Below are 20490 nucleotides of genomic sequence, written 5' to 3' on the forward strand. Positions count from 1 at the left end.
TCCTAATTCTTCTTTGCCTTGGTATATTTTTCTATATCGTCGGCGGTCTGCTCTTTTTCTTCTTCCTGTGGCTCCGGCTCTATCACCTTGAATTCCACATTGTCTATCACATCTCCTTCGTAGGAGATCTTCATTAGATACTTGCCGGGAACTAATTCCTGGAAGCTACCTGTGATACTAGAAGTGGACGTGTCCGGGCGTTTGCGTTTTACCTCTATTTCATTGAATCCCACTTGGAACCTACTAAGACTTACGTAGATCTCCGCTTCCGGATTCGGCATCTTAGAGAATTTGTATAAGTACACCAGGGTCTTGTCGGAAGGGAATACCAACTTCTCTCTGGTGAGTGTGAATTCTTGCACATTCCCGAACTTCTTCTCCAAAGAACCTAACTTGGATTCGTCTAACACCGCCCAGCCGAATTCTCCTGTCATTCCTAGACAGGAACTTAAAAATAAAATGCAGTAGAAAATGATGAAATAGAAAAACCGGATCTTCAATTGGGCTCTTCTCCCTTGCCGACTACTTTTGCTCTATCCGAGATATCCTTTTCTTTGGGAGAGGATCCTCTTTCGGGGAATATCACTCTGAATCTAGCGTTATCCGCTTGTCTGGGATAAAGAGCGTTCTGTATCAAACGATAGGTTAAGTATGCCAATATTATAAAAAGGAGTAATTTCATGAAAAGTCTGAATTACCGTTCCACTCGAGAGAGAAGAAAGGAGTCCGTATAAGTCGATGCTTGCCGGAAAAGTGATTCCGGCAACCCGATTTCCAAAAAACCGGCTTGCGAAACAGAGTAATGGTATTACCAATTGAGCAATTGCGGGAATACCCGAATGTGAGCCACTCAAGTCCCACCTGGATCTTGGATCCGAGTGGGATTTTTTTTTATCCTTTTCCGGCTTTATGTTTTTACCAAGGATAGAAATAGGAATGATCCGGGATTGTTGCAGGGAATAAAAAGTCCGGATCTCAAATGAGTCCGGATTCGCTGTATATATAATTCTTTAAGTTTTTATTCTCTTCTTCCGTTTTTGCAATCTTCGCTTTTACTGCATCTCCGATAGAAATAATGCCTACCAATCTGTTCCCATCCAAGATCGGCATATGCCGAATTCTTTTTTTGAGCATAACTTCCAGAACATCATCCACTTGGTCGGTAGGCTGCATGGTAGTCAATTGAGTGGACATCACATCTCCCACGGTCTTATCGAATACACCATCCCTATCGGTCGAAGCAAAATGCAGCAAATCCCTCTCCGTAAAGATGCCCGCGAGTTTCCCCCCATTCAGCACGATTACGGAACCTATATCATACTTGGTCATAAATCGGATCGCTTCCCAAACGGTGGTCTGAGGCTCCACCGAAAGGATTTTACGGTCCTTCTTATCCAAGACGTCTTTTACGAGCATGGTCACCTCTAGGCCAATGAGTTTAGTGATTTGGGACCTCTGATTCAAGGACTTTTTCTAAAAAGAAAACCGTACTTATATATGCTTTTAGGCTAATTTAAGGTAAATTCAGGACGAAAATCTTGCAAATTTACATGAAAATTCATGCAGAATCCGATTTGGACCATTTCCATGATTTCTTTATCACGACCTAATTGATAAAATATAATGGTACGGTTTGAAAATGATCCGGATTTGTTCTAATTCTCAAAAAAGGATTTCCCAATTCTCTCCTAACGTGGGAGCATTACGGCGTAGGGATTTTTTTCATTACTTCAGGAATATCTTAAACAAGTAATCTATGAGTCTTTCTTCTTCCGAACAGCCGAATATCTTAATCGTAGAAGACGAATGGTTGCTTTCTTTTAACCTGCAAAAGACCTTGCAGAACCTGGGTTATAAGATTGCAGGTGTGGCGGCTAACGGACTGGATGCCCAGTCCATTTTCAAGGAAACCAATCCGGATCTGGTGCTAATGGATATCTCCATCGAAGGGGATATGGACGGGATCCAGACTGCGCAAAGCATCCAAAGGATCAAGGATGTTCCTATCGTTTTCATGACCGCGTATACGGACGATTCCACGTTCATGAGAGCCATGGATGCGGCTTCCACATATGCGTATATCACCAAGCCTTTCCAGAATCACCAGCTCAAGTCTTCGATCGAGATCGCTCTTCGCCAGCAAAAGCGTTTAGGAAGAGTAAAAGAGAGCGGCAAGGAATTCAAGAACGTAATCCAAAGTATCTCGGAAGGCGCGGTTTCCTTGGATGCGGACGGGAATATCATCTTCCTGAATCATGCTGCCGAAGATCTGACCGGATGGTCCTTGAGCGAGGCGATCGGTAAACCGGGAGATCTGGTCCTTTCCTTCATCCAGACCCAGATCGGTTCTTCCGAGCATCCGGACCATTTAGGTCATAATCTAAGGTATATTCCCGCAGTACTTGTCCGCAAGGACGAACGAAAAGTGAGAGTCGGATTCCGCGTTTCTCCCATCCGGGACGAAGAGAATCGGATCGTAGGAAGCATTGTCACCTTCTCCGAATTGGATCTTCTTTCCGTTTCCGAAAAAAGGATCTCCGAAATGGAGAAGGTGATCCAATCCGAAATGCGTTTGGAATCCATTCAGAAATTGGCTGCGGGGATCGCTCATGAGATTAATAACCCTCTCATGGGAGTGATCAATTACGGTAACATTATCCGAAATAGAAAAGAACTCAGTCCGGATATCCGGAATTACGCGAGAGTCATCATAGAGCAGGGAGAAAGGATCTCCGGTATTATTCGCAACCTCATTCTATTCTCCAGATCCGATAACGAGGAACCGAGCTGGGGAAGGCTAGACGATATTCTCTTCGGTGTAGAAGGAATGATCTCCGAACTTCTTAAGACCAAGAACCTTGAGCTCTCTAAGAATATTGCGGAAGATCTACCGGATATTTTCCTGAAGCAAAATCAGATTAAAGAAGTCTTATATTACTTGCTCTATTTCTATGCGGACGGCGTGGGATCGGATCTGAAAGGAAGCACCATCCATCTGAACGCATTCTTAAGCAAAGGCGAGACGGAAGAAGAATCCATTTTAGAGATCCGTCTCTCCGGTTCTATGAAAGAAGAGCTGGATCCTGAGAATGCGTTCCAACCATTCGAGAGGATCCAATCGGATGATTCTAGGATAGGAATGGGACTTTCTGTTTGTTACGGGATCATTCAGTCCAACCGAGGCAAGCTCACGGTGCAAAAGACCAGCGCAGGCACTGATTTCTGCGTTCGTTTACCTGTTCAGACTAAATAGTCGCTTCACTTTCGGCCTCTGCATTCCTTCGAAAAGCGATGGAAATTTTAGGCTTTTCCCCAAAACTAGTCACCAGATCGATAAAACCATAAGGTATTAGGAATGTTAGATAAAATCAAGAGCGCGCTCGGCGCGGAAGCGGATTCCCTGTTAAATCACGTTTCCAAAACGATCCCTAAGGAGCATCTCACCATCCCGGGACCGAATTATATAGACGAAATCTTCTCCAAATCGGATAGAAACAATTCCGTTCTTAGAAATTTCCAATCCATTTACAATACAGGTCGTTTGGCTGGAACAGGTTATCTTTCCATTCTTCCTGTGGACCAAGGGATTGAGCATAGCGCAGGAGCTTCTTTCGCAAAGAACCCAGCTTATTTCGACCCGGAAAATATCGTGAAGCTTGCGATCGAAGGCGGTTGCAATGCGGTTGCTTCTACTTTAGGAGTGCTTGGTCTTGTTTCCCGTAAATACGCCCACAAGATCCCATTCGTAGTGAAGATCAATCATAACGAACTCTTAAGCTATCCGAACAAATTCGATCAGATCATGTTCGCTAATGTAGAGCAGGCTTTCGATATGGGAGCTGCCGCTGTGGGAGCCACCATCTATTTCGGTTCTGACGAAAGCTCTCGACAGATCCAAGAGATCTCCGAAGCGTTCCATAGAGCTCACGAACTCGGACTAGTCACTATTCTTTGGGCATATCTTAGAAACGATGCTTTCAAGACCGACAAGACCGATTATCATATCGCAACCGACCTAACCGGACAAGCAAACCATTTGGCTGCTACTATCGAAGCAGATATCGTGAAGCAAAAATTGCCTGAGACCAACTTAGGTGGGTTCAAGGATCTGAAATTCGGTAAGAAAGACGATAAGATGTATACCGATCTTTCTTCCGAGCATCCGATCGATATGGCAAGATACCAAGTAGCGAACTGCTATATGGGTAAAGTGGGACTGATCAATTCCGGTGGACCTTCCGGTTCCAACGACTTGGGTGACGCGGTTAAGGCTGCTGTTATCAACAAGAGAGCCGGTGGAATGGGACTCATCTCCGGAAGAAAGGCGTTCCAAAAGCCGATGAAGGACGGGGTCGCTCTTCTGAACGCTATCCAAGATGTGTATCTTTCTAAGGATGTAACCTTAGCTTAATTAGATATTTCTAATAAAGAAAATTCCGACCCGTAAAATATACAAACGGAAAGGATCGAGGGGAAGGCTGGCTGCGAATAGCGGTTTGCTTTCCCTTTTTTATTGTGCAAATTCATCAATATATCATAGAATACGAAAGGAAACATCATGGAGATCCAAAAAGGATTCGTAGACAGCATAGGGAATACTCCTCTCATCCGTTTGAATCACTACTCAGATCTTACCGGTTGCGAGATCTTAGGAAAGGCAGAGTTCCTGAATCCTGGCGGTTCGGTCAAGGATAGGGCTGCCTTATTCATTATACAAGAAGCGGAGAAGAAAGGGCTCTTGAAACCGGGAGGCACTGTCGTAGAAGGCACTGCCGGAAATACAGGGATCGGTCTCGTTCATATTTGCAATGCAAAGGGTTACAAATGTCTGATCGTGATCCCGGACACCCAATCCAAGGAGAAGATCGATCTGTTGCGGACTTTGGGTGCTGAGGTCAGAACTGTTCCTGCGGTTCCATACAAGGATCCAGGCAATTATGTGAAGGTATCCGCAAGGATCGCCGAAGAGATCCCGAATGCGATCTGGGCGAATCAATTCGATAATGTCGCGAATAGGCTCGCTCATTTTCAAACCACCGGTCCTGAGATCTGGGAGCAGACAGGCGGAAAAGTAGATGCATGGTTGGCTTCCTTGGGAACGGGAGGAACCTTTACCGGGACAGCAATGTTCTTAAAGACAAAGGATCCGAAGATCAAAACGATCGTTGCAGAACCTTTTGGATCAGCAATTTATAATTTTGTAAAGAAGGGAGAGCTTTCTGCGGAAGGAAATTCTTTCACGGAAGGAATAGGGAATGGTAGGATCACTGAGAATATGAAGGACGCACCCTTTGACGATGCGATCCGGATCTCCGACCAGGAATGTTTGGAGACCATCTATACACTTTTGAGAAAGGATGGGCTATTCGTAGGCGGATCCACAGGGATTAACGTAGCCGCGGCGGTGAGACTTGCTAAGGAACTTGGGCCAGGCCGCACACTTGTGACTGTTCTTTGTGATAGCGGTGCCAGATACCAGTCCAGGCTGTATGACAAGGACTGGTTGGCTACTAAAGGATATTCGATTCCGGAAATCTAAAAGGCGCTTACATAGCGAACTTCGCTTCTGTATTCGCGTAAGACGCTTCCGCCTCCTGCCGCCAAAGGAGTGAGATTGCTTTTGAAATTGAAGCCTTCTTGGACGGATTCTCCTGTAGGAGTTTGGATGATATTGTGAGTGGCCCATTGCTTTCCTAAAAAATAACTTTGGGCTAACTGGGCAAAATACAATCCTACCGCAAGTCCAAGACCGGTATGGCTATAGGTCTCGTATTGGTGTTGGTTATGCTTGTCTTTATTGTATTCGGAGAATGCGTCCGATTGGAGCTTTGTGATATAAAGAGAAGAGTTCGGGATACCGGCCGCCTGGATCTGCGCGTAGGTAACAGGATCTTCGAAAAGGATGCGGCTCATCCTATTCTCCGCTTTGTTCTTTTGGACTGTGGCGGCTTGGCTTCCTCCGATCGCTACGATGATAGAAAGCCCGATCACTACTTGGTAGGCTCTGGCATACGTATCTTTCTTCATGAGAGAAAGTCCCCAGCCAGGTAGGATCGCCGATTTCCAAACGGGCTCCCAAGGATTACGGTTCTTAGAGATATATTCTTCCCAACTGCTGTCCTGCTCGTCTATATACTTCTCGATCAAGGCCAATCTCTTTTGAACAGTCTTATAGCTGTTCTCCTTGATCATCTGTTCGAGCATTAAGGTATCTAGCTGCTCTTCTTTCTCGGTCTTCTTTCCTTCCTTGTTCAGCTTTTTCTTTTCGGCCTCGAAGATCTTTCCGAGTTCGGCCTCGTCCTTGATATCCTTGAAGATGATCTTCAGGATCTGAGTTTTAGGAATGGTTTGCCTTTTCGTATCTTTTAATATGGTGACTGCGTCCGTAGATTGATCGATGACCGTTCCGTAGGTTTTTTCTCCGTTCTTAAGCAGAACTGTTTCCGAAAAGATCTGTCCGGATGAAAGAACAAGGAGTGTTGCACTGAGGATAGCGGTCCTGAAACTGAGAATGGAACTGCGAAGATTCATTATTTATTTCCTGTTTGTGTATAATATTAGCTTTCGTTTTTCTTTTTCACCCCCCGAAGCAGGGAGAGTCAACGTAAAAATAAGAATGGATTTTTGGAATTCGTGGATTTTTCCCTTGCCTAGGCAAGCGAGAGAGAAATAAATTCATTCGTATGAGACGAGCCTCGGCATTCTATCCGATCTTACTCTGTTGCTTGCTCCCGATCTGGCTTTTTGCGCAAGGGGCCTCTCCTAAAAAACAAGCTGGGCCGAGTCCTTCCGAGAATCCTAAACCAAAGGAATCGAAAAGCCAAAAGCAAGGTTGTTGTAGGATCAAATACGAGGGTGGAGGGATCGATTATTTTCCCGCCACCGAAGAAGAGTGCGTGGCCAAGCCCGGCTTTCAAAGTTTTCAACAGGATTCCGCTCTTTGCTTTCAATCTCTTTGGGATTGATCCTCTCTCCGTTTGTTCGGTAGTTTCCGACATCTTAATATAAGTTTTCTTAAATATTCTATATAAGCTCTTTGCGATCTAAGTGTTTTCCATAATAGATCGCCTTTTTGTCCGTAGATCTACGGATTGGATCAGGACTTCATGGATCCTTTTTCTCTTCTTCCGGAACGGAAGAAGTTCTAAAATCCGGAAGTTCAAAAGAAACGGAAGCGGTGATCGCGTAATCGTAGAGTCGTATCTCAGGATCTCGCATTAAAGGGAGTCTCCCTACTAGGGTCCCATAGACTCCTTTTGTGATCCCCAAATTGAAGCCTAGGCTTGCTTCTTGGAAGGATTTCGGAAATGCCTTTTTACCGTTTGGAGTTTCCTCTAATAAGCTTCCTCCTCCTATCACATTTACATACGGAGTTCTATACAAATAACCAGCTAGAAGACTAAAGTCCTTATTTACAAAATATGTAATATAGGCGAACCATTGGGTTACCTTTTGAGTGTTCGGATTCGTTTCCGTTTGGGTTCCCGGAGGACTTTGGGCCCAATAAGGAAGTCCCGATTGAGGATCCAAGGCAGCATGATCCTTGGACAAAGGAAAGATCCCGGAAGCACGTACCAAGAATAGCCATTGCTTCCAAGTGGTTCCGAGGGTAAGGTTTGCTATTCCCGAATAGTAATCTCCCCCTGCAAATCGATCGGTATCCGCTCCCGAAGGGAACCCGAGTCTTCCCTCTAAAAGAAAGAAAAAGGGCCAACCCGTATCTATCAGAGGATTCCATTTCGCGCCCAAGTATGCCTTTCCATATCGCCCCGCATCGGGTCTATCTTTCTGCTCGTAATAAGTCCAAGGTACACTGAAGTTCATTGCGAACTTTCCTTCCGCAAAATTCAGTTCCGCAAAGGCAGTAGTCGTATACAGATTGGAATTGTCTATGGTTCCCTTTTGGAAGTCCTCTGTGATCGTTACATAGTCAGACGGCTTCTTCTTGCCTGCAAAGGGATCGATAAATCTTGTGGAGGAAGTGATATTCTGTCCTTCTCCTGCATGGTGAGAGAGGAGGGGAGAAGATCCCCAAAGAATAAATAAGGCAACAAAGAACGGACGAGTAGAAAGAATCCGTTCGGATGAACATTTCGTTTTTAAATGCATGAATAGAATACCAAGGTTTGGCCGGGCTCTGCCAGGTTATTTAGAATTTCAGAATATAGGTCCGTATTTTGAGAGTCGCTGATCGTTAGATCGGAGGGCCCCAGTGAATACGCGGAGTCCAGGATCGAAAAAGAAGATCCGGATCTGGACTTGAAAAGCCCGTCCACTCTGAACCCAAGCGCCAAAGGGACGGACTGTGTATAAGGAATCTTTAAACTACAAGAAGGTTCTATCTGGAAATTCGCTTCCCTTATTTCCAAATGGATGTTCTTTGTCGCCGAATCCAAGGTCCTGGTGATCGTAAGGTCCAGGAAAATCTTGGAATATTCTCCGTAGATATGGGAGATGCTTCCGTAAGGAACCGGAGGAAAATGGGAAAGGCTCTGTGTTCTTACCGGTCCTGTAAGAGAGACAAGATCCGAAACGGATATATCTCCCGCAGAAAAACTTCCGCTGATCCCATACTTCTTCGCATAGGATCCTGTTCCTGGACTAGAACTTCCTGAGTCTCCCGAATGCATGGAATGAAAATCCAAGGAATGGGGAGAAGAAAGCCCAAGTAAAGTATCCGGCGCCTTGAATAGAAAATGTAAGCTTTGTAAGGTCACTGTGTTTGCAGTGAGCTGGAGAGAGTAGCTTACGGAATTTCCGGAAATTTGGAATCGACTTAGGTCCGAATCGCCTTGGTCGTCCGAATAGTAGATCCAGGGGGAAATATTCGTTCTTCTCTCATCTACAAGTCGCAGGAAGGACTGGAATATTTCGGAGCGCTCGTCTGTCGAGTTCCCCAAGCTTCCAAATGCACAGTTCTGAAAAAGAACTGTGATCAGAATCGATCCGCCAAACACTGAATAAATCGATCTAGAAAATAGGAACAAGATCCCTCGCACAGATGTGGAAAGGATCGATTTTGAAACTTGAGAAAAAGTTAATTCCTTAAAACATAATATCTTTTTCCCAATTGTATTCGAAAAATAGAATATATTCTGCATTTTAAAAAGGGCTCTCGAATTTAGGGTTTGTTACGAAATCCTCGTCCGTAAGACTTTTCAGGAATTCTACAAGGTCTTGTTTCTCCGATGGCGTTAAGGAGAAGCTTCTCACGAAAGGGTCCCGATTGGGATTGGAGACCCCGTCCCCGCTTCCTCCGTTCGCGTAATGATCGATTACGGAGATCAGATCGGGGAGAGAGCCGTCATGCATATAAGGAGCGGTCAGTTCCACATTTCGGAGAGAAGGAGCTCTGAATTTCCCTCTGTCCGACTCGGAGAAGGTAAACTCGTACAATCCACCGTTCGGACTGATGAAACTGGAAGAATCCAAACCGTTATTATGAAAGGTGACTTCTTCGAATACTGTCCCTGTGTGCAGGATGGTATCCGTGAAATTAAATCCTCCATGACAGTGAAAGCATTCTCCTCTTTCTCCGAAGAACAGGTTCTTTCCGCGGATCGCAGATGCGCTGAGAGCAGAAATATCCCCTGCTTGGAAACGATCGTAGGCAGAATTTCCGGAGACGAGACTTCTCTGAAAACTAGACAACGCTTTTGTTATATTCAGTAGGGAGAATGGATTGGGATCATTCGGAAAGGCAGCTCGGAATAGGGGAGGATAGATGGGATCGTTCTCCAATCTGGAAAGAAGGAGGTCTTCCTTATCCTTCATTCCTAATTCCACAGGATTGTCACCGAACATGGGAACCCTTGCTTGGTCTTCCAAGTTCTTTAAGAGAGGATTTGCCCAGGTCAGTCTGAGATTATAAACAACATTCGAAAGATGCTGCGCGTTTCTCGGATGAGCTTGTCCTGTCGATCCTGCCGATACTGTCCGACCATCCGTAAATGCTTTATCTTGTTGGTGGCAACTCGCGCAGGCCTGGGTTTGGTTTTCGGACAATTTTGTATCATAGAATAGAAAACGTCCTAGAGTTACTTTCTCTACGGTCATCGGATTATTCTCCGGGATCTTAGGATCCGGAAATCCGCTCGGAAGATCCCAGATATACGGAGTTCCTTCCGGGACATTCCCTCCTAATAGCAATAGACCTGTCTGCAGATCTTCTCCTTTGTCCTTGGCAAGGCCAAAGGGTGCGCAGTCTATAATAGAAAATAATACTATTGTAATGGATATAATTACTTTCATATGAATCTGTTTCTCGGCCCAGTTTCCCGAGCCGAGACTCCTTTATTTGGAAAGGATACTGAATACGGATTGAGAGACGGAACCGACATCACCGGTGGAATAGTCTAATCCGAAATTAGGATAAACAGCGGAGCAATTGCCATCCATGGCTCCCATCGAATGACAGGACTTACTTCCGCCACCTGCAGCGCTGATATCCCACCCGGCAAACGCCTTCTTCAGATCAAATTGTATCTCTTGCGTGAAAGGATTAAATCCTCCGGAAGGACTCAACTCTATCTTAGGTCGATTGGAATTTACACAGGTGTATGTCCCAGGAGAAGGTTCCGTGCATCCGCTCGATCCGATATGAAGTACCGCTGAATTTCCGGGAGAAGTGGAATCGTTGGAATAGAATTCTCCTACGAAGAATCTGTATCCCATGGTCCATCCCCATGCCATTCCGGAGATATTCAATGGGCTTGGAGATACACTGTAATCTATATGATTCAGGTTTTCCGGCACTCCTAAGGTGAATCGAATTGTTTTGTATTGTTTATTTTCCAGATCGATTTGCACGATCTTGTTTGTTGCTGTCGTGCCAGTGCAACTTCCGCTAGCATTCTCAAAATCTAATAGAGTGACCCCGGAGTATTGCCAGGTTCCGTTATCCGGAATATTTAAGACGATCGTGTTATCGTTCTCATCTACCAGTTCGAATTCGGACACATAGAATCTGAGGTCCTTGAGCCCGATCGGCATGACTCCTGCCACATGCAATGCATGAACCGTAGAACTGGAATGGCTATCTCCATGGCCTGTGATTTCCTGACCGCAAACAGCCTCACTGTCACCCACGACTGCATGAAAAGAGATCCCTCTAGGCTTGGAAGAAGAACCAAGAGCTTGGCTTCCAGCGATAAGAGCAAGGGTTTCGTTCGAACTGGAATTCCCGTCGCAATTCCATAAAAAGGGCGCGAATGAAAGAGCAAACGCGCATATATATACGTATTTCATAATATTCTCCTGATCGTGGGAGAAGGCATACGCTTCCGCCACGCAATAGTTAAATGTTAGGCGATTCTATGAATTGAGTAGGGTGTAACAGGTCCTTCCCATCCAAAGAGAACCGCTGTTGTTTTTATTTATGATAGGTTAGGAGAATCGAGGGGGCTTTTCTAGATCGGAGGAAAGTTCTATTCCCAGATCGCTTTGGGTCCAAGAAAGAAGATCCGAATGCAGAGCGATCGGAACAGGTGAATTTCCTCTTTCATAAGAAGAGTAGAACTGAGCACAGATGGTCCCAGTAAAGAGAGCGAATGTATCCTTTGCTTTTTTACAGGCACATTTATGGGTCTCACCTGACTTGGCAGAGTGACAGTCGGGCATTGATTTGGAATGATGATCGTGGTCTTCAGGACCTTCTGCGGAGGCGAGTTTGGTCTTGAATTTGGAATCTTCTTCGCTTGCGTGCTTTTCGGTTCTGCTTCCGTGGTTACATTCGCAGAGTTTGATCTCTCCTGCGAGTAGGCCGGAGAACCATCCGCTCCCGAAGACTAGACTTTGAAATAAAAGGCAATTTGTAAGGACTAAGCAGATTCCCTTCATTGTAAGGAGATCTTTAGCCTATTGAGGACAGTTTTTAGGCCCTCGCTTGTTTTGATCTCTACAGGGATCGATTTGGATTTCAATTCTGCAAGTAGTTTGAGGATCCGGTTCAGGATGAGAGAAGGGATGGCTACGACACTTTCCAGATCCAATTCTACCAGGTTCGGTTGGATCTCCTGGATCTTTTGGAGGATCAAACCGATCTCTTCTGTTTCGACCGCGCACACGTTCCTTACAAAAACCACTCTAAAGCGCTTTTTGTCCGCATATACATGGGTCTCACTGAATTGGATCGCGGTGGAATTCATGGCCTCTTGTCAGATTCTGCATTTCGAATTTCCAAGGGAAACAAAAAAAGGATCCCTGATTTGGATTTCTACATGCTTCTTCTGTACTGGCCGCCTACCTCATACAATGCGTTTGTCATCTGTCCCAGGGAGCAGATCTTTCCTGTTTCCATTAAGGCCTCGAATCCGTTCTTTCCGGAGAGACAGGCTTCTTGTAATTTCTTAAGAGCCGTTTCGGAGTCCGCTTGATTCCTAAAATGGAATGCTTCTAGTTCTGCGATCTGTGCCTTCTTCTCTTCTTCCGTAGAACGAATGACTTCTTCCGGAAGAATGGTAGGGGAACCGTCTTTTCCTAAGAAGGTGTTCACTCCTATTACAGGAATGTCTCCCGTATGTTTCTTATGCTCGTATTCCAAGGACTCTTCTTGTATCTTATTTCTTTGATACATCCTTTCCATGGCGCCTAGGACTCCTCCTCTTTCTGAGATCCGTTTGAACTCAGTAAGGATCGCTTCTTCTACCAGATCGGAAAGATCCTCAATGATGAAAGAGCCTTGGAGAGGGTTTTCATTATTCGCCAAACCTAATTCTCGATTGATGATCAGCTGGATCGCCATCGCTCTTCGTACGGATTCTTCGGTCGGAGTCGTGATTGCCTCGTCGTACGCGTTCGTATGAAGACTGTTGCAGTTATCATAAATAGCGTATAACGCTTGTAATGTGGTTCGGATATCGTTGAATGCGATCTCCTGAGCGTGCAAGGAGCGTCCCGAAGTTTGGATATGATACTTTAACATTTGGGAGCGCTCAGAAGCATTGTACTTGTATTTCATGCTCTTTGCCCAGATCCTTCTTGCCACTCTTCCGATCACAGCATACTCAGGATCTATTCCGTTGGAGAAGAAGAAGGAAAGGTTCGGAGCGAAATCGTCTATCTTCATCCCTCTGGAGAGATAGTATTCCACGAACGTAAATCCGTTTGCTAGAGTGAATGCGACCTGAGTGATCGGATTTGCTCCTGCTTCCGCGATATGATATCCGGAGATGGAAACAGAGTAGAAGTTTCGTACCTTGTTCCAGATAAAATATTCCTGGATATCTCCCATGAGCTTGAGAGCGAATTCAGTGGAGAAGATGCAGGTGTTCTGGGCCTGGTCTTCTTTTAGGATATCCGCCTGCACAGTTCCTCGTACAGCAGTTAGGGTCTCTAATTTAATTTTTTCGTATGTTTCTTTGGGAAGGATCTGATCTCCCGTCACACCTAAGAGTAGAAGTCCCAGACCATTATTCCCATCCGGGATGTTTCCCTTATAAACCGGGACAGGAGCGTTTTTCTTCGCATAGATCTCTTTGATCTTTGCCTTGGTTTCTTCTACCTTTCCTTCTGCATGAAGATATTTTTCGCAGGTTTGGTCTACAGCAGTATTTAAGAAGAAGGAGAGAAGCATCGGTGCCGGTCCATTGATCGTCATGGAAACGGAGGTAGAAGGATTGCAAAGATCGAAGCCGGAGTATAATTTCTTTGCATCGTCCAGAGTTGCAATGCTCACTCCTGAATTCCCGATCTTGCCGTAGATATCCGGGCGAAGTCCAGGATCTTCTCCGTACAAGGTAACCGAATCGAAAGCAGTGCTTAAACGCTGCGCAGGCATTCCCTTACTTACATAATGGAATCTGGCATTGGTACGTTCCGGTCCGCCTTCTCCTGCAAACATCCGGGTCGGGTCCTCTCCGGTACGTTTGAATGGGAATACTCCCGCAGTGTACGGGAATTCTCCCGGGAAGTTTTCAAAATAAGACCATTTTACGATCTCGCCCCAGTCCCGGAACTTAGGAACGGCGACCTTGGGAATATTCAGATGACTTAATGATTTCGTAAAGTTCGGGACCTTGATCTCCTTGTCTCTCACCTTATATGTAAAGAATTCGCTGGAATACTTGGCGATCTTGGCATCCCAGTCTTTGAGGATCTGCCTAGTTCCCGGATGCAATTTGGATTCTGTCTTGGAATATTCTTCTTCCAGGTCGGAAGTGTTCTTTCCTCTTTCTTTTAATACTTCGATGGCGCCATGGATCCTATAGAGGATCTCGGCATTCTTGGATTCGCTTTGGACAAAGGAGTCGAACTTCTCGCATTCTTCCGCGATCTCAGACAAGTATCTCTGTCTTTCCGGGGGAATGATATGGATCTTTTGGCTGGACTCCGCACTTGCATCCAATGAGGATTTCCAACCCAGATCGAATTTCTTGTTTAAGGCCTGGATAAGTGCCACATATAGATTATTCGTGCCTGGGTCGTTGAATTGGGAGGCTATTGTCCCGAATACTGGCATTTCCTCGGGTCTTTGTTCGAATAATTTGCGGGATCTTTGGAACTGTTTCTGAACATCACGGATCGCGTCCTGGGCTCCTCTCTTATCGCATTTATTGACGGCGATTAGATCTGCATAATCGATCATATCAATTTTTTCTAATTGAGTCGCCGCACCGAATTCGGGGGTCATCACATAGAGAGAAAGATCCGAAACCTCGGTGATCTCTGAATCGCTTTGTCCTATCCCTGCTGTTTCCACGATGACTAGATCGAACTCGGAACTCTTGAGAACTTCTAGGCTTTTCTTTACATTCCTGTTCAGGGCAATATTTGCCTCTCTGGTCGCAAAGGAACGCATGAATACTCTGGGATGAGAAATGGAATTCATTCGGATCCTATCTCCGAGTAGGGCTCCTCCCGTTTTTCTTTTGGAAGGGTCAACGGAAATGATCGCTATCGTCTTGTCTTCGAAATCGTGAATGAATCTTCGTACAAGTTCGTCCGTGAGAGACGATTTTCCGGCTCCGCCGGTCCCGGTGATCCCTAAGATCGGGATCTGTTTTTTAGAAATAGGGAAGTTCAGCTTTTCCGGATTCGTAGGATTCGATCCCGAAAGAGAATATTCCACAAGTGTAATAGACTCTGCGATCGCGATCGGATTCTTTTTTTTCAGTTCCGCGAATAGGTTCCCATTGAATTTGTTCGGGGGAAGGAAATCGGATTTGAGAAGAAGATCGTTGATCATTCCCTGCAATCCTAAGGAACGTCCGTCATCCGGAGAATAGATCTTGGCTACACCGTAATTCTCTAATTCTTTGATCTCACTCGGGAGAATGGTCCCTCCGCCCCCGCCGAATACCTTGATATGACCGCATCCTCTTTCCTTCAGGAGGTCTATCATGTATTTGAAATATTCTACATGCCCTCCTTGGTAGCTGGTCACAGCTATTCCTTGCACGTCTTCTTGGATAGCACAGTCCACGATCTCTTGCACGGAGCGGTTATGGCCTAGATGTACTACTTCCGCTCCGGAGGCTTGCAGGATCCTGCGCATAATATTGATAGAAGCGTCGTGCCCGTCGAATAAGGAGGCAGCGGTTACGAATTTTAATTTATTTTTAGGGCTATAGATTTCGGGTTCCATATTAAAAACTCCTAATGTATTTGGCTTGGGTTCGAGGATGGGCCCCGCCGGCTTTCACATTAGCTGAACTCTGTTTGTTTTGTTCTTTAGAAAACGATCGTTCAATAATTTCAGTGCTTATTTCTATCCTGCAATAAGAATCCGAATCCATCAACCGAGATTTTAATTTCGAGAGACTTTGCCACTTAAATACTTTTTGCATTGAGAAGCTCATCATTATACTTTCGTTTTTATGAATTGGGAACAAGTTTTATGGAAAGAATATCTCTTCTCCAACTCTCCTTTGGAAGCGCTTCATATTTCTTTTTTGAAGCCGATTTTAGATCCTCTCGCGATCACATTCCATCATCTTGGATCGAGTCTTTTCTTTATGGGCTTGGTTTCCATTATCTATCTCTGCGTGGATAGAAAGCTTGGGATCAGAATGACCTTGGGTCTTCTCCTTGCCGGAATATTGAACGGTACTTGCAAGGCTCTTCTTACTTCTCCTAGGCCGATCGGGCTACCGTATCCGGCGGAGCTAGGTCTCGTCGAAGGATCCTACGGTTTCCCTTCCGGACATGTACAGACTGCAGTTGTGTTATACGGAACTCTATTCTTGCATTTGAGGATCTTTTGGGTCCGTATGCTTACCGGATTTGCGATATTATTCATGCCGATCGCGAGAATGTATGTCGGTCTGCATTTTCTAGGGGACGTGATCGGAGGATTCTTTCTCGGATTGTTTGTGTTATTCGGACTGGAATTCTGGCTCCAAAAAAATCCATCCTTACTCGTAGCTTCCGGTCCGGCAGAAGCGGAAAATCAAAGTAAGCTTAAGTCCTATCTACTACTCTTGATTGCGGCAACCCTGCCTACCGTACTTTTGCAAGACCCGAGCCAACCGGAGTCCACAAACAGATCTTGGGAACAGGTGATCTCCGCCTCTGGATCGCTTGCGGGTTTCGGGATAGCCATCCTGCAAAATAAAAGATCAGGTGTGGACTGGAAGAGGGCAACTGGGATAGCGGATTTCTTGGTTCGGATTGCCATCGTGGTCCTAGGGATCCTAGTATTTTACCTTGCGATCGGAAAATTGCTCAATACACTTCTGCCGGAAAATCCGGTTGCCAGATACCTGAGGTACGGGATCGTATGCTACTATATTGGCTACCTCTCTCCCTTTCTCTTGAAGAGAATTCGTGGAGGAACCCATTTGATTTGAAGAATGTTCCGGCGTTTTACCTCCTTACAATCTTTCTCGGAAACCTTCAAGAGACTTAGGGCATCCGGATTTATCCGTAGCTTTTTTTCGGTAGGGTCTTCCAAGGTAATCGCCTCCCTTCTGAACTTCGTCTTCATGGTATATTCCGTTCGCATTCTAAGTAAGAATGAGAACGGATTCTTCCAATACTATTCCGGTTTTTTGCCGGTGCTTCTTGCGATCGCAGAGTTTGGTCTTCCTGCCGCCATGGTCCGTTATCTCTCTCCAATGACGGAGGACAAAAGAAGGATCGGTGTCTTGCTTGCTTCTTCTCTTTGGATCAAATGGATGGCACTTTTCATTTTGATCCTGGTTACCGCTGTGGCAGCCTTGTTCTTAAGGGAAAATGCGTTAGCCGCCTTTTTGTTGGTATTCGGCAGCTTCGTTCTTTCCTTCAATTCCTACTTCGAAAGCATTTTTGTTTCCTTCGGTCAGTACCAGTCCCTTTCCATCTGGTATCCACTCCCGAATTTGATCCGACTCGTGATCCTTTATTTTGCGGACCAGTTCTCGGCTCGTGCTCTGAACCATATGGATATCCTGGCGGTGTTCTCTGTGGCTCCTTCTTTTACGATCGTGCTATTCTTCTTCTTATTCCCGAGAGAGAAATTGAATTGGTCCGGAGATAGAGAGGAGATCCAAAAGCAAACCAGGGACTTGGCTTCTTTCAATCGATATGCATTCTTGGCTTCTTTGTTTGCGATCGTATCCGACAGGATGGAGCTATTCTTCTTGAATAAGTATCATTCCAACGAATCGGTTGCGGCTTACGGGGTGGCTTTGCAGCCTTTCAGCGGATTCGTGATCTTATTCTCCGTTTTGAATTCCATTATTTATCCTAAGCTATCTCGTCTAACGGAGAATAAGGAGTTCACCGCATATCTGGCCAAGTCCATTCTGATGGCCTGCGGGTTTGCTCTTGCCTTGGGGCCTTGGGTATTTCTGGGAGATTGGTTCTTCTCCGCATTGTTTTCCGGAAAGTATCCAGAATCCGTTCCGGTCTTCCAATTGCTGTATCCGAATTATTTATTCCAGTTGGTCTTCTCTCCTTTGGGAATGGCGCTCTTTGCTTTAGGGCAACCCAAACTTCTGGCAATGTTAGCTCTTGTAAGGCTTATCTTCGGACTTGTGCTGGATAATTTGCTCATCCCGGAATATGGGACCATGGGTGCGGCGGGAGCATTCTTCTTGGGGCAGATACCTTCTTGGCTATTGCTAAGCGGGTATTTCTTAGCGTACCATAGACCTTCCCAAAAGTGAAGCCGCATATATATAAAAAATTTATAATATTCTTATGCATTGCTTGCTTTGCCTATGAGATAAGCGCAGACTCGTATCCTCAATACCGGCTGGACGATTCGTCTCTCCTGAACGACGGGGTCATAAACGTGAAGTCCCAGGGAAGAAATGCGAATACCAACGACGACTCCAAGAGTTTTTCTTCTCAATCAGGATTCTATACTTCCTTGTATGTTTGGGGAAAGAGTTACTCTCAGAAAGGAGGAGTGAAGGAGGACGAGGCCAGGAAATGGTACGGTAGGGCTTCTTTTAGTCCGGAATTCGGTTGGCAAAAGAAAACGGATCGTTTGGAAACCTTGGTCCTGGTTTCGCCTATCGTGACCTATGCAGAGAAGGACGATACAAGACTGAACACCTACAGATTGAGTGACGGAGAAGCATTGGTCTCTTCTCGCCTGAATTTTTCCCAGTTCCGGTTGAGAGCCGAAGGGGGAAGGGGATTCCAACGTCTGGACAAGAATGGATTCCTATTCGCGAATCTTGCAAATTATGGAGAGATCGGTTGGGAATATCTGCCTTTGAATGTAAGAGGTTCTTTACTGGGCGCCGAATTTCAATCTTCTATCGCATATTCTAACAGAGACAGAACGGAATCTCCTTTGAGAATACAAGGAGGAGATCTGGTTTGGGAGCCTAAGCTTCTTCTAAATTCGTTTCGAATATTCCATTACCAGTATTCCGAGCCAAAGCAAAGCGCACAAAGAGCAGACCTATTCCGGCAAGAGGAACCGTTTCGTCCTTACGGATTTTTCAGATATTCCGGACTGGAATGGGAGTCGGAACCTTTTTGGAAGGCGAAGATAGAAGGCTCCGCCATCCGAGTAGAAGGAAGAAGAGAGAATGGCACGAATCCATTTTATTCCCAAAATACAAGGCAAAGCTCAAATGCCTGGCTTGCGACTCTGGGCGCTACTTGGAAAGAAGAAAGCTATTCTATTTTTGTTCGCGCGTTATACGCCACCAAGGATCCGACATTCCATACGGACCAAAACTCGAACGGATACGCGAGTATCAAGGGAGATCCGAGAGGATATCTGGCTCCGTTCTCCATTCTTCTATTAAGGGATTGGAACGCTAAACAGGATACGGTTTTCTCCGGAGTCGATTCGCCTAGAAAACCGATCTATGAGAATTCGGGTCTGCAGTATTACCAAACAGGAGTTTCCAAGGAATGGGGGAAGGGTTGGTCCACCACTCTCGGAACTGGTTTAGGAATTTCTTATATAGGAAGAGGCTTGGAGCTGATTGCCGCCGGCGGCTGGAAATCGGAGACAGGCTATTTGGTCGCAGGAGCTGCATACGCTTGGGTTCGCCCAGGAATGGATGAGTCTGTACTCTTGGATGAGATCCGCAGACCCATCCCCACCAGAGAATATTTTCGTTGGTATGCTTCCGCAGGGATTAGATTTTAAACAGCGCCTTCTTTCAATGCTTGCAGTTTCTTCGTGAATGTGACCTGGTTTCCCTTATCGTTATAAGAAAGAGAGTCCACGTTCATTCTCACCAGGAAGATTCCTCTACCTGAAAGTTGACTAGCGTTCGGATCTTGCACAGGATCGGGGACTCTTGCAGGGTCGAACCCTTCTCCTCCGTCCTCTAAGACCACTGTGACCCTTGTGTCGTCGTAATCCACTTCTACCTTGATCCATTCGTCTTTTTGTTCGCAGATCTTATCCACATAAGAGAAATAATCGTTCTCTTGGAACATCAACTCTTGCTTTTGGTGATAGGTTATATGAGCGCAACCGTGTTCGATCGCATTTCCGATCAATTCATAGAGCGCCACTTTCAAGGAGAGAAGATCCTCGTTATGCAGACTAGGTAAATGGGCTAGGGACTTTAGGATCAAATGAACGTATTGGTTCAGATTGGCTAACCTTGGGATAAGTGTGAATTTCTGCCTGGATTCCTTGACCTGGAAGAATCTCTTGTCCACCAAGTCCTTTCCGGAATAAAATAAATTCCTAAATCGTAATAAAGAATAACGGATCGCCTCCATTCGGAAAGGCTTTAGGAAGAAGTCTACCGCTCCTAAACGTAATGCGTTGATGGAGATCTGGATATCCTGATTCCCAGTGATGACAATAAAAGGAGTCTCTACACCTTTCTCTCTCAGTTTAGTGATGAACTCGATCCCGTTCATCCTAGGGAGTCGAATATCCGTGATGATCAGATCGAAGGCTTCGGATTCGGCGAGACTCAGGCCCTGCTCGGCGGTGCCGGCGAGCACTAACTGGTATTCGCTTCCGAAGATTTCTTGGAATAGATCGCGTATGACTTCTTCGTCGTCGACGAATAGGATTTTCATAACAAATTCCTAATTCAGGACTTTCGCCTGGCGATACGTCCCGAAACGTTTAATGGA

General features: G+C 45.5%; 19 protein-coding genes. 7 read left to right on the forward strand and 12 right to left on the reverse strand.

The features are described from left to right. Positions 1 to 2: 2 nt before the first annotated feature. From EHO57_RS16600 to EHO57_RS16610, 3 genes are all read right to left on the reverse strand, one after another. Positions 3 to 500, reverse strand: coding sequence for an LIC_12238 family plasminogen-binding lipoprotein (locus EHO57_RS16600; RefSeq protein WP_135641944.1), 498 nt, complete (start codon positions 498 to 500; stop codon positions 3 to 5). Next, positions 497 to 682 (reverse strand): hypothetical protein, encoded by a 186-nt coding sequence (locus EHO57_RS16605; RefSeq protein ID WP_135641946.1) that lies wholly within the window; start codon positions 680 to 682, stop codon positions 497 to 499. Before EHO57_RS16605 ends, EHO57_RS16600 begins: the two co-directional genes overlap by 4 nt. Before the next feature lie 293 nt (positions 683 to 975). Beyond that, a complete protein-coding gene (locus EHO57_RS16610) occupies positions 976 to 1416 on the reverse strand; it encodes a CBS domain-containing protein (protein ID WP_135643223.1) in 441 nt (146 codons plus the stop codon). A gap of 340 nt (positions 1417 to 1756) precedes the next feature. Between EHO57_RS16610 and EHO57_RS16615 the strand changes: the two genes are divergently transcribed. From EHO57_RS16615 to EHO57_RS16625, 3 genes are all read left to right on the forward strand, one after another. After that, positions 1757 to 3253, forward strand: coding sequence for an ATP-binding response regulator (locus EHO57_RS16615; protein ID WP_135641948.1), 1497 nt, complete (start codon positions 1757 to 1759; stop codon positions 3251 to 3253). 102 nt (positions 3254 to 3355) lie between these two features. Continuing rightward, positions 3356 to 4411, forward strand: coding sequence for a class I fructose-bisphosphate aldolase (locus tag EHO57_RS16620; RefSeq protein WP_135641950.1), 1056 nt, complete (start codon positions 3356 to 3358; stop codon positions 4409 to 4411). 147 nt (positions 4412 to 4558) lie between these two features. Further along, positions 4559 to 5539, forward strand: a complete 981-nt coding sequence (locus EHO57_RS16625) for a cysteine synthase A (protein ID WP_135641952.1) — start codon at positions 4559 to 4561, stop codon at positions 5537 to 5539. On the opposite strand, the gene EHO57_RS16630 is transcribed toward EHO57_RS16625, so the two are convergent. Then, positions 5536 to 6531, reverse strand: a complete 996-nt coding sequence (locus EHO57_RS16630; protein ID WP_167882224.1) for an LA_0442/LA_0875 N-terminal domain-containing protein — start codon at positions 6529 to 6531, stop codon at positions 5536 to 5538. The two genes, EHO57_RS16625 and EHO57_RS16630, sit on opposite strands and share 4 nt — an antisense overlap. 152 nt (positions 6532 to 6683) lie before the next feature. Between EHO57_RS16630 and EHO57_RS16635 the strand changes: the two genes are divergently transcribed. Next, positions 6684 to 6965 carry an LIC_11321 family protein gene (locus EHO57_RS16635; RefSeq protein WP_135641956.1) on the forward strand — a complete coding sequence of 94 codons (282 nt, stop codon included), beginning with the start codon at positions 6684 to 6686 and terminating at the stop codon, positions 6963 to 6965. A 139-nt stretch (positions 6966 to 7104) separates the two neighbouring features. On the opposite strand, the gene EHO57_RS16640 is transcribed toward EHO57_RS16635, so the two are convergent. The 7 genes from EHO57_RS16640 to EHO57_RS16670 all read right to left on the reverse strand — a co-directional run bounded on the left by EHO57_RS16640 (position 7105) and on the right by EHO57_RS16670 (position 15583). Continuing rightward, the gene (locus EHO57_RS16640; RefSeq protein ID WP_135641958.1) at positions 7105 to 8109 is read right to left on the reverse strand and encodes an LIC11086 family outer membrane transporter; all 1005 of its coding nucleotides are present in this window, start codon (positions 8107 to 8109) and stop codon (positions 7105 to 7107) included. Continuing rightward, positions 8100 to 8957, reverse strand: a complete 858-nt coding sequence (locus EHO57_RS16645; RefSeq protein WP_246050760.1) for a hypothetical protein — start codon at positions 8955 to 8957, stop codon at positions 8100 to 8102. The genes EHO57_RS16640 and EHO57_RS16645 overlap by 10 nt, the downstream gene beginning before the upstream one ends. A gap of 145 nt (positions 8958 to 9102) precedes the next feature. Continuing rightward, positions 9103 to 10251 carry a methanobactin export MATE transporter MbnM gene (locus EHO57_RS16650; RefSeq protein ID WP_135641960.1) on the reverse strand — a complete coding sequence of 383 codons (1149 nt, stop codon included), beginning with the start codon at positions 10249 to 10251 and terminating at the stop codon, positions 9103 to 9105. Positions 10252 to 10293: 42 nt separating this feature from the next. After that, positions 10294 to 11247 (reverse strand): MbnP family copper-binding protein, encoded by a 954-nt coding sequence (locus EHO57_RS16655; protein WP_135641962.1) that lies wholly within the window; start codon positions 11245 to 11247, stop codon positions 10294 to 10296. Between the two features lie 138 nt (positions 11248 to 11385). After that, entirely contained in the window at positions 11386 to 11838 is a 453-nt protein-coding gene (locus tag EHO57_RS16660) for an LIC_11090 family protein (protein WP_135641964.1), read from the reverse strand. Next, entirely contained in the window at positions 11835 to 12146 is a 312-nt protein-coding gene (locus EHO57_RS16665) for a hypothetical protein (RefSeq protein WP_135641966.1), read from the reverse strand. The genes EHO57_RS16660 and EHO57_RS16665 overlap by 4 nt, the downstream gene beginning before the upstream one ends. Positions 12147 to 12214: 68 nt before the next feature. Further along, positions 12215 to 15583, reverse strand: a complete 3369-nt coding sequence (locus EHO57_RS16670; RefSeq protein ID WP_135641969.1) for a methylmalonyl-CoA mutase family protein — start codon at positions 15581 to 15583, stop codon at positions 12215 to 12217. Between the two features lie 232 nt (positions 15584 to 15815). Between EHO57_RS16670 and EHO57_RS16675 the strand changes: the two genes are divergently transcribed. The 3 genes from EHO57_RS16675 to EHO57_RS16685 are packed head-to-tail and all read left to right on the forward strand — an operon-like array spanning position 15816 to position 19537. Continuing rightward, entirely contained in the window at positions 15816 to 16787 is a 972-nt protein-coding gene (locus tag EHO57_RS16675) for a phosphatase PAP2 family protein (protein WP_135641971.1), read from the forward strand. A gap of 3 nt (positions 16788 to 16790) precedes the next feature. After that, positions 16791 to 18086 (forward strand): oligosaccharide flippase family protein, encoded by a 1296-nt coding sequence (locus EHO57_RS16680; protein ID WP_135641973.1) that lies wholly within the window; start codon positions 16791 to 16793, stop codon positions 18084 to 18086. Then, the gene (locus tag EHO57_RS16685) at positions 18083 to 19537 is read left to right on the forward strand and encodes a hypothetical protein (RefSeq protein ID WP_246050761.1); all 1455 of its coding nucleotides are present in this window, start codon (positions 18083 to 18085) and stop codon (positions 19535 to 19537) included. The genes EHO57_RS16680 and EHO57_RS16685 overlap by 4 nt, the downstream gene beginning before the upstream one ends. On the opposite strand, the gene EHO57_RS16690 is transcribed toward EHO57_RS16685, so the two are convergent. Beyond that, positions 19534 to 20433: an ATP-binding response regulator gene (locus EHO57_RS16690; RefSeq protein WP_135641975.1), complete on the reverse strand. Its 900-nt coding sequence runs from the start codon at positions 20431 to 20433 to the stop codon at positions 19534 to 19536. The two genes, EHO57_RS16685 and EHO57_RS16690, sit on opposite strands and share 4 nt — an antisense overlap. Positions 20434 to 20490 lie beyond the last annotated feature (57 nt).

Source organism: Leptospira langatensis, assembly GCF_004770615.1.
GTDB classification, from domain to species: domain Bacteria; phylum Spirochaetota; class Leptospiria; order Leptospirales; family Leptospiraceae; genus Leptospira_B; species Leptospira_B langatensis.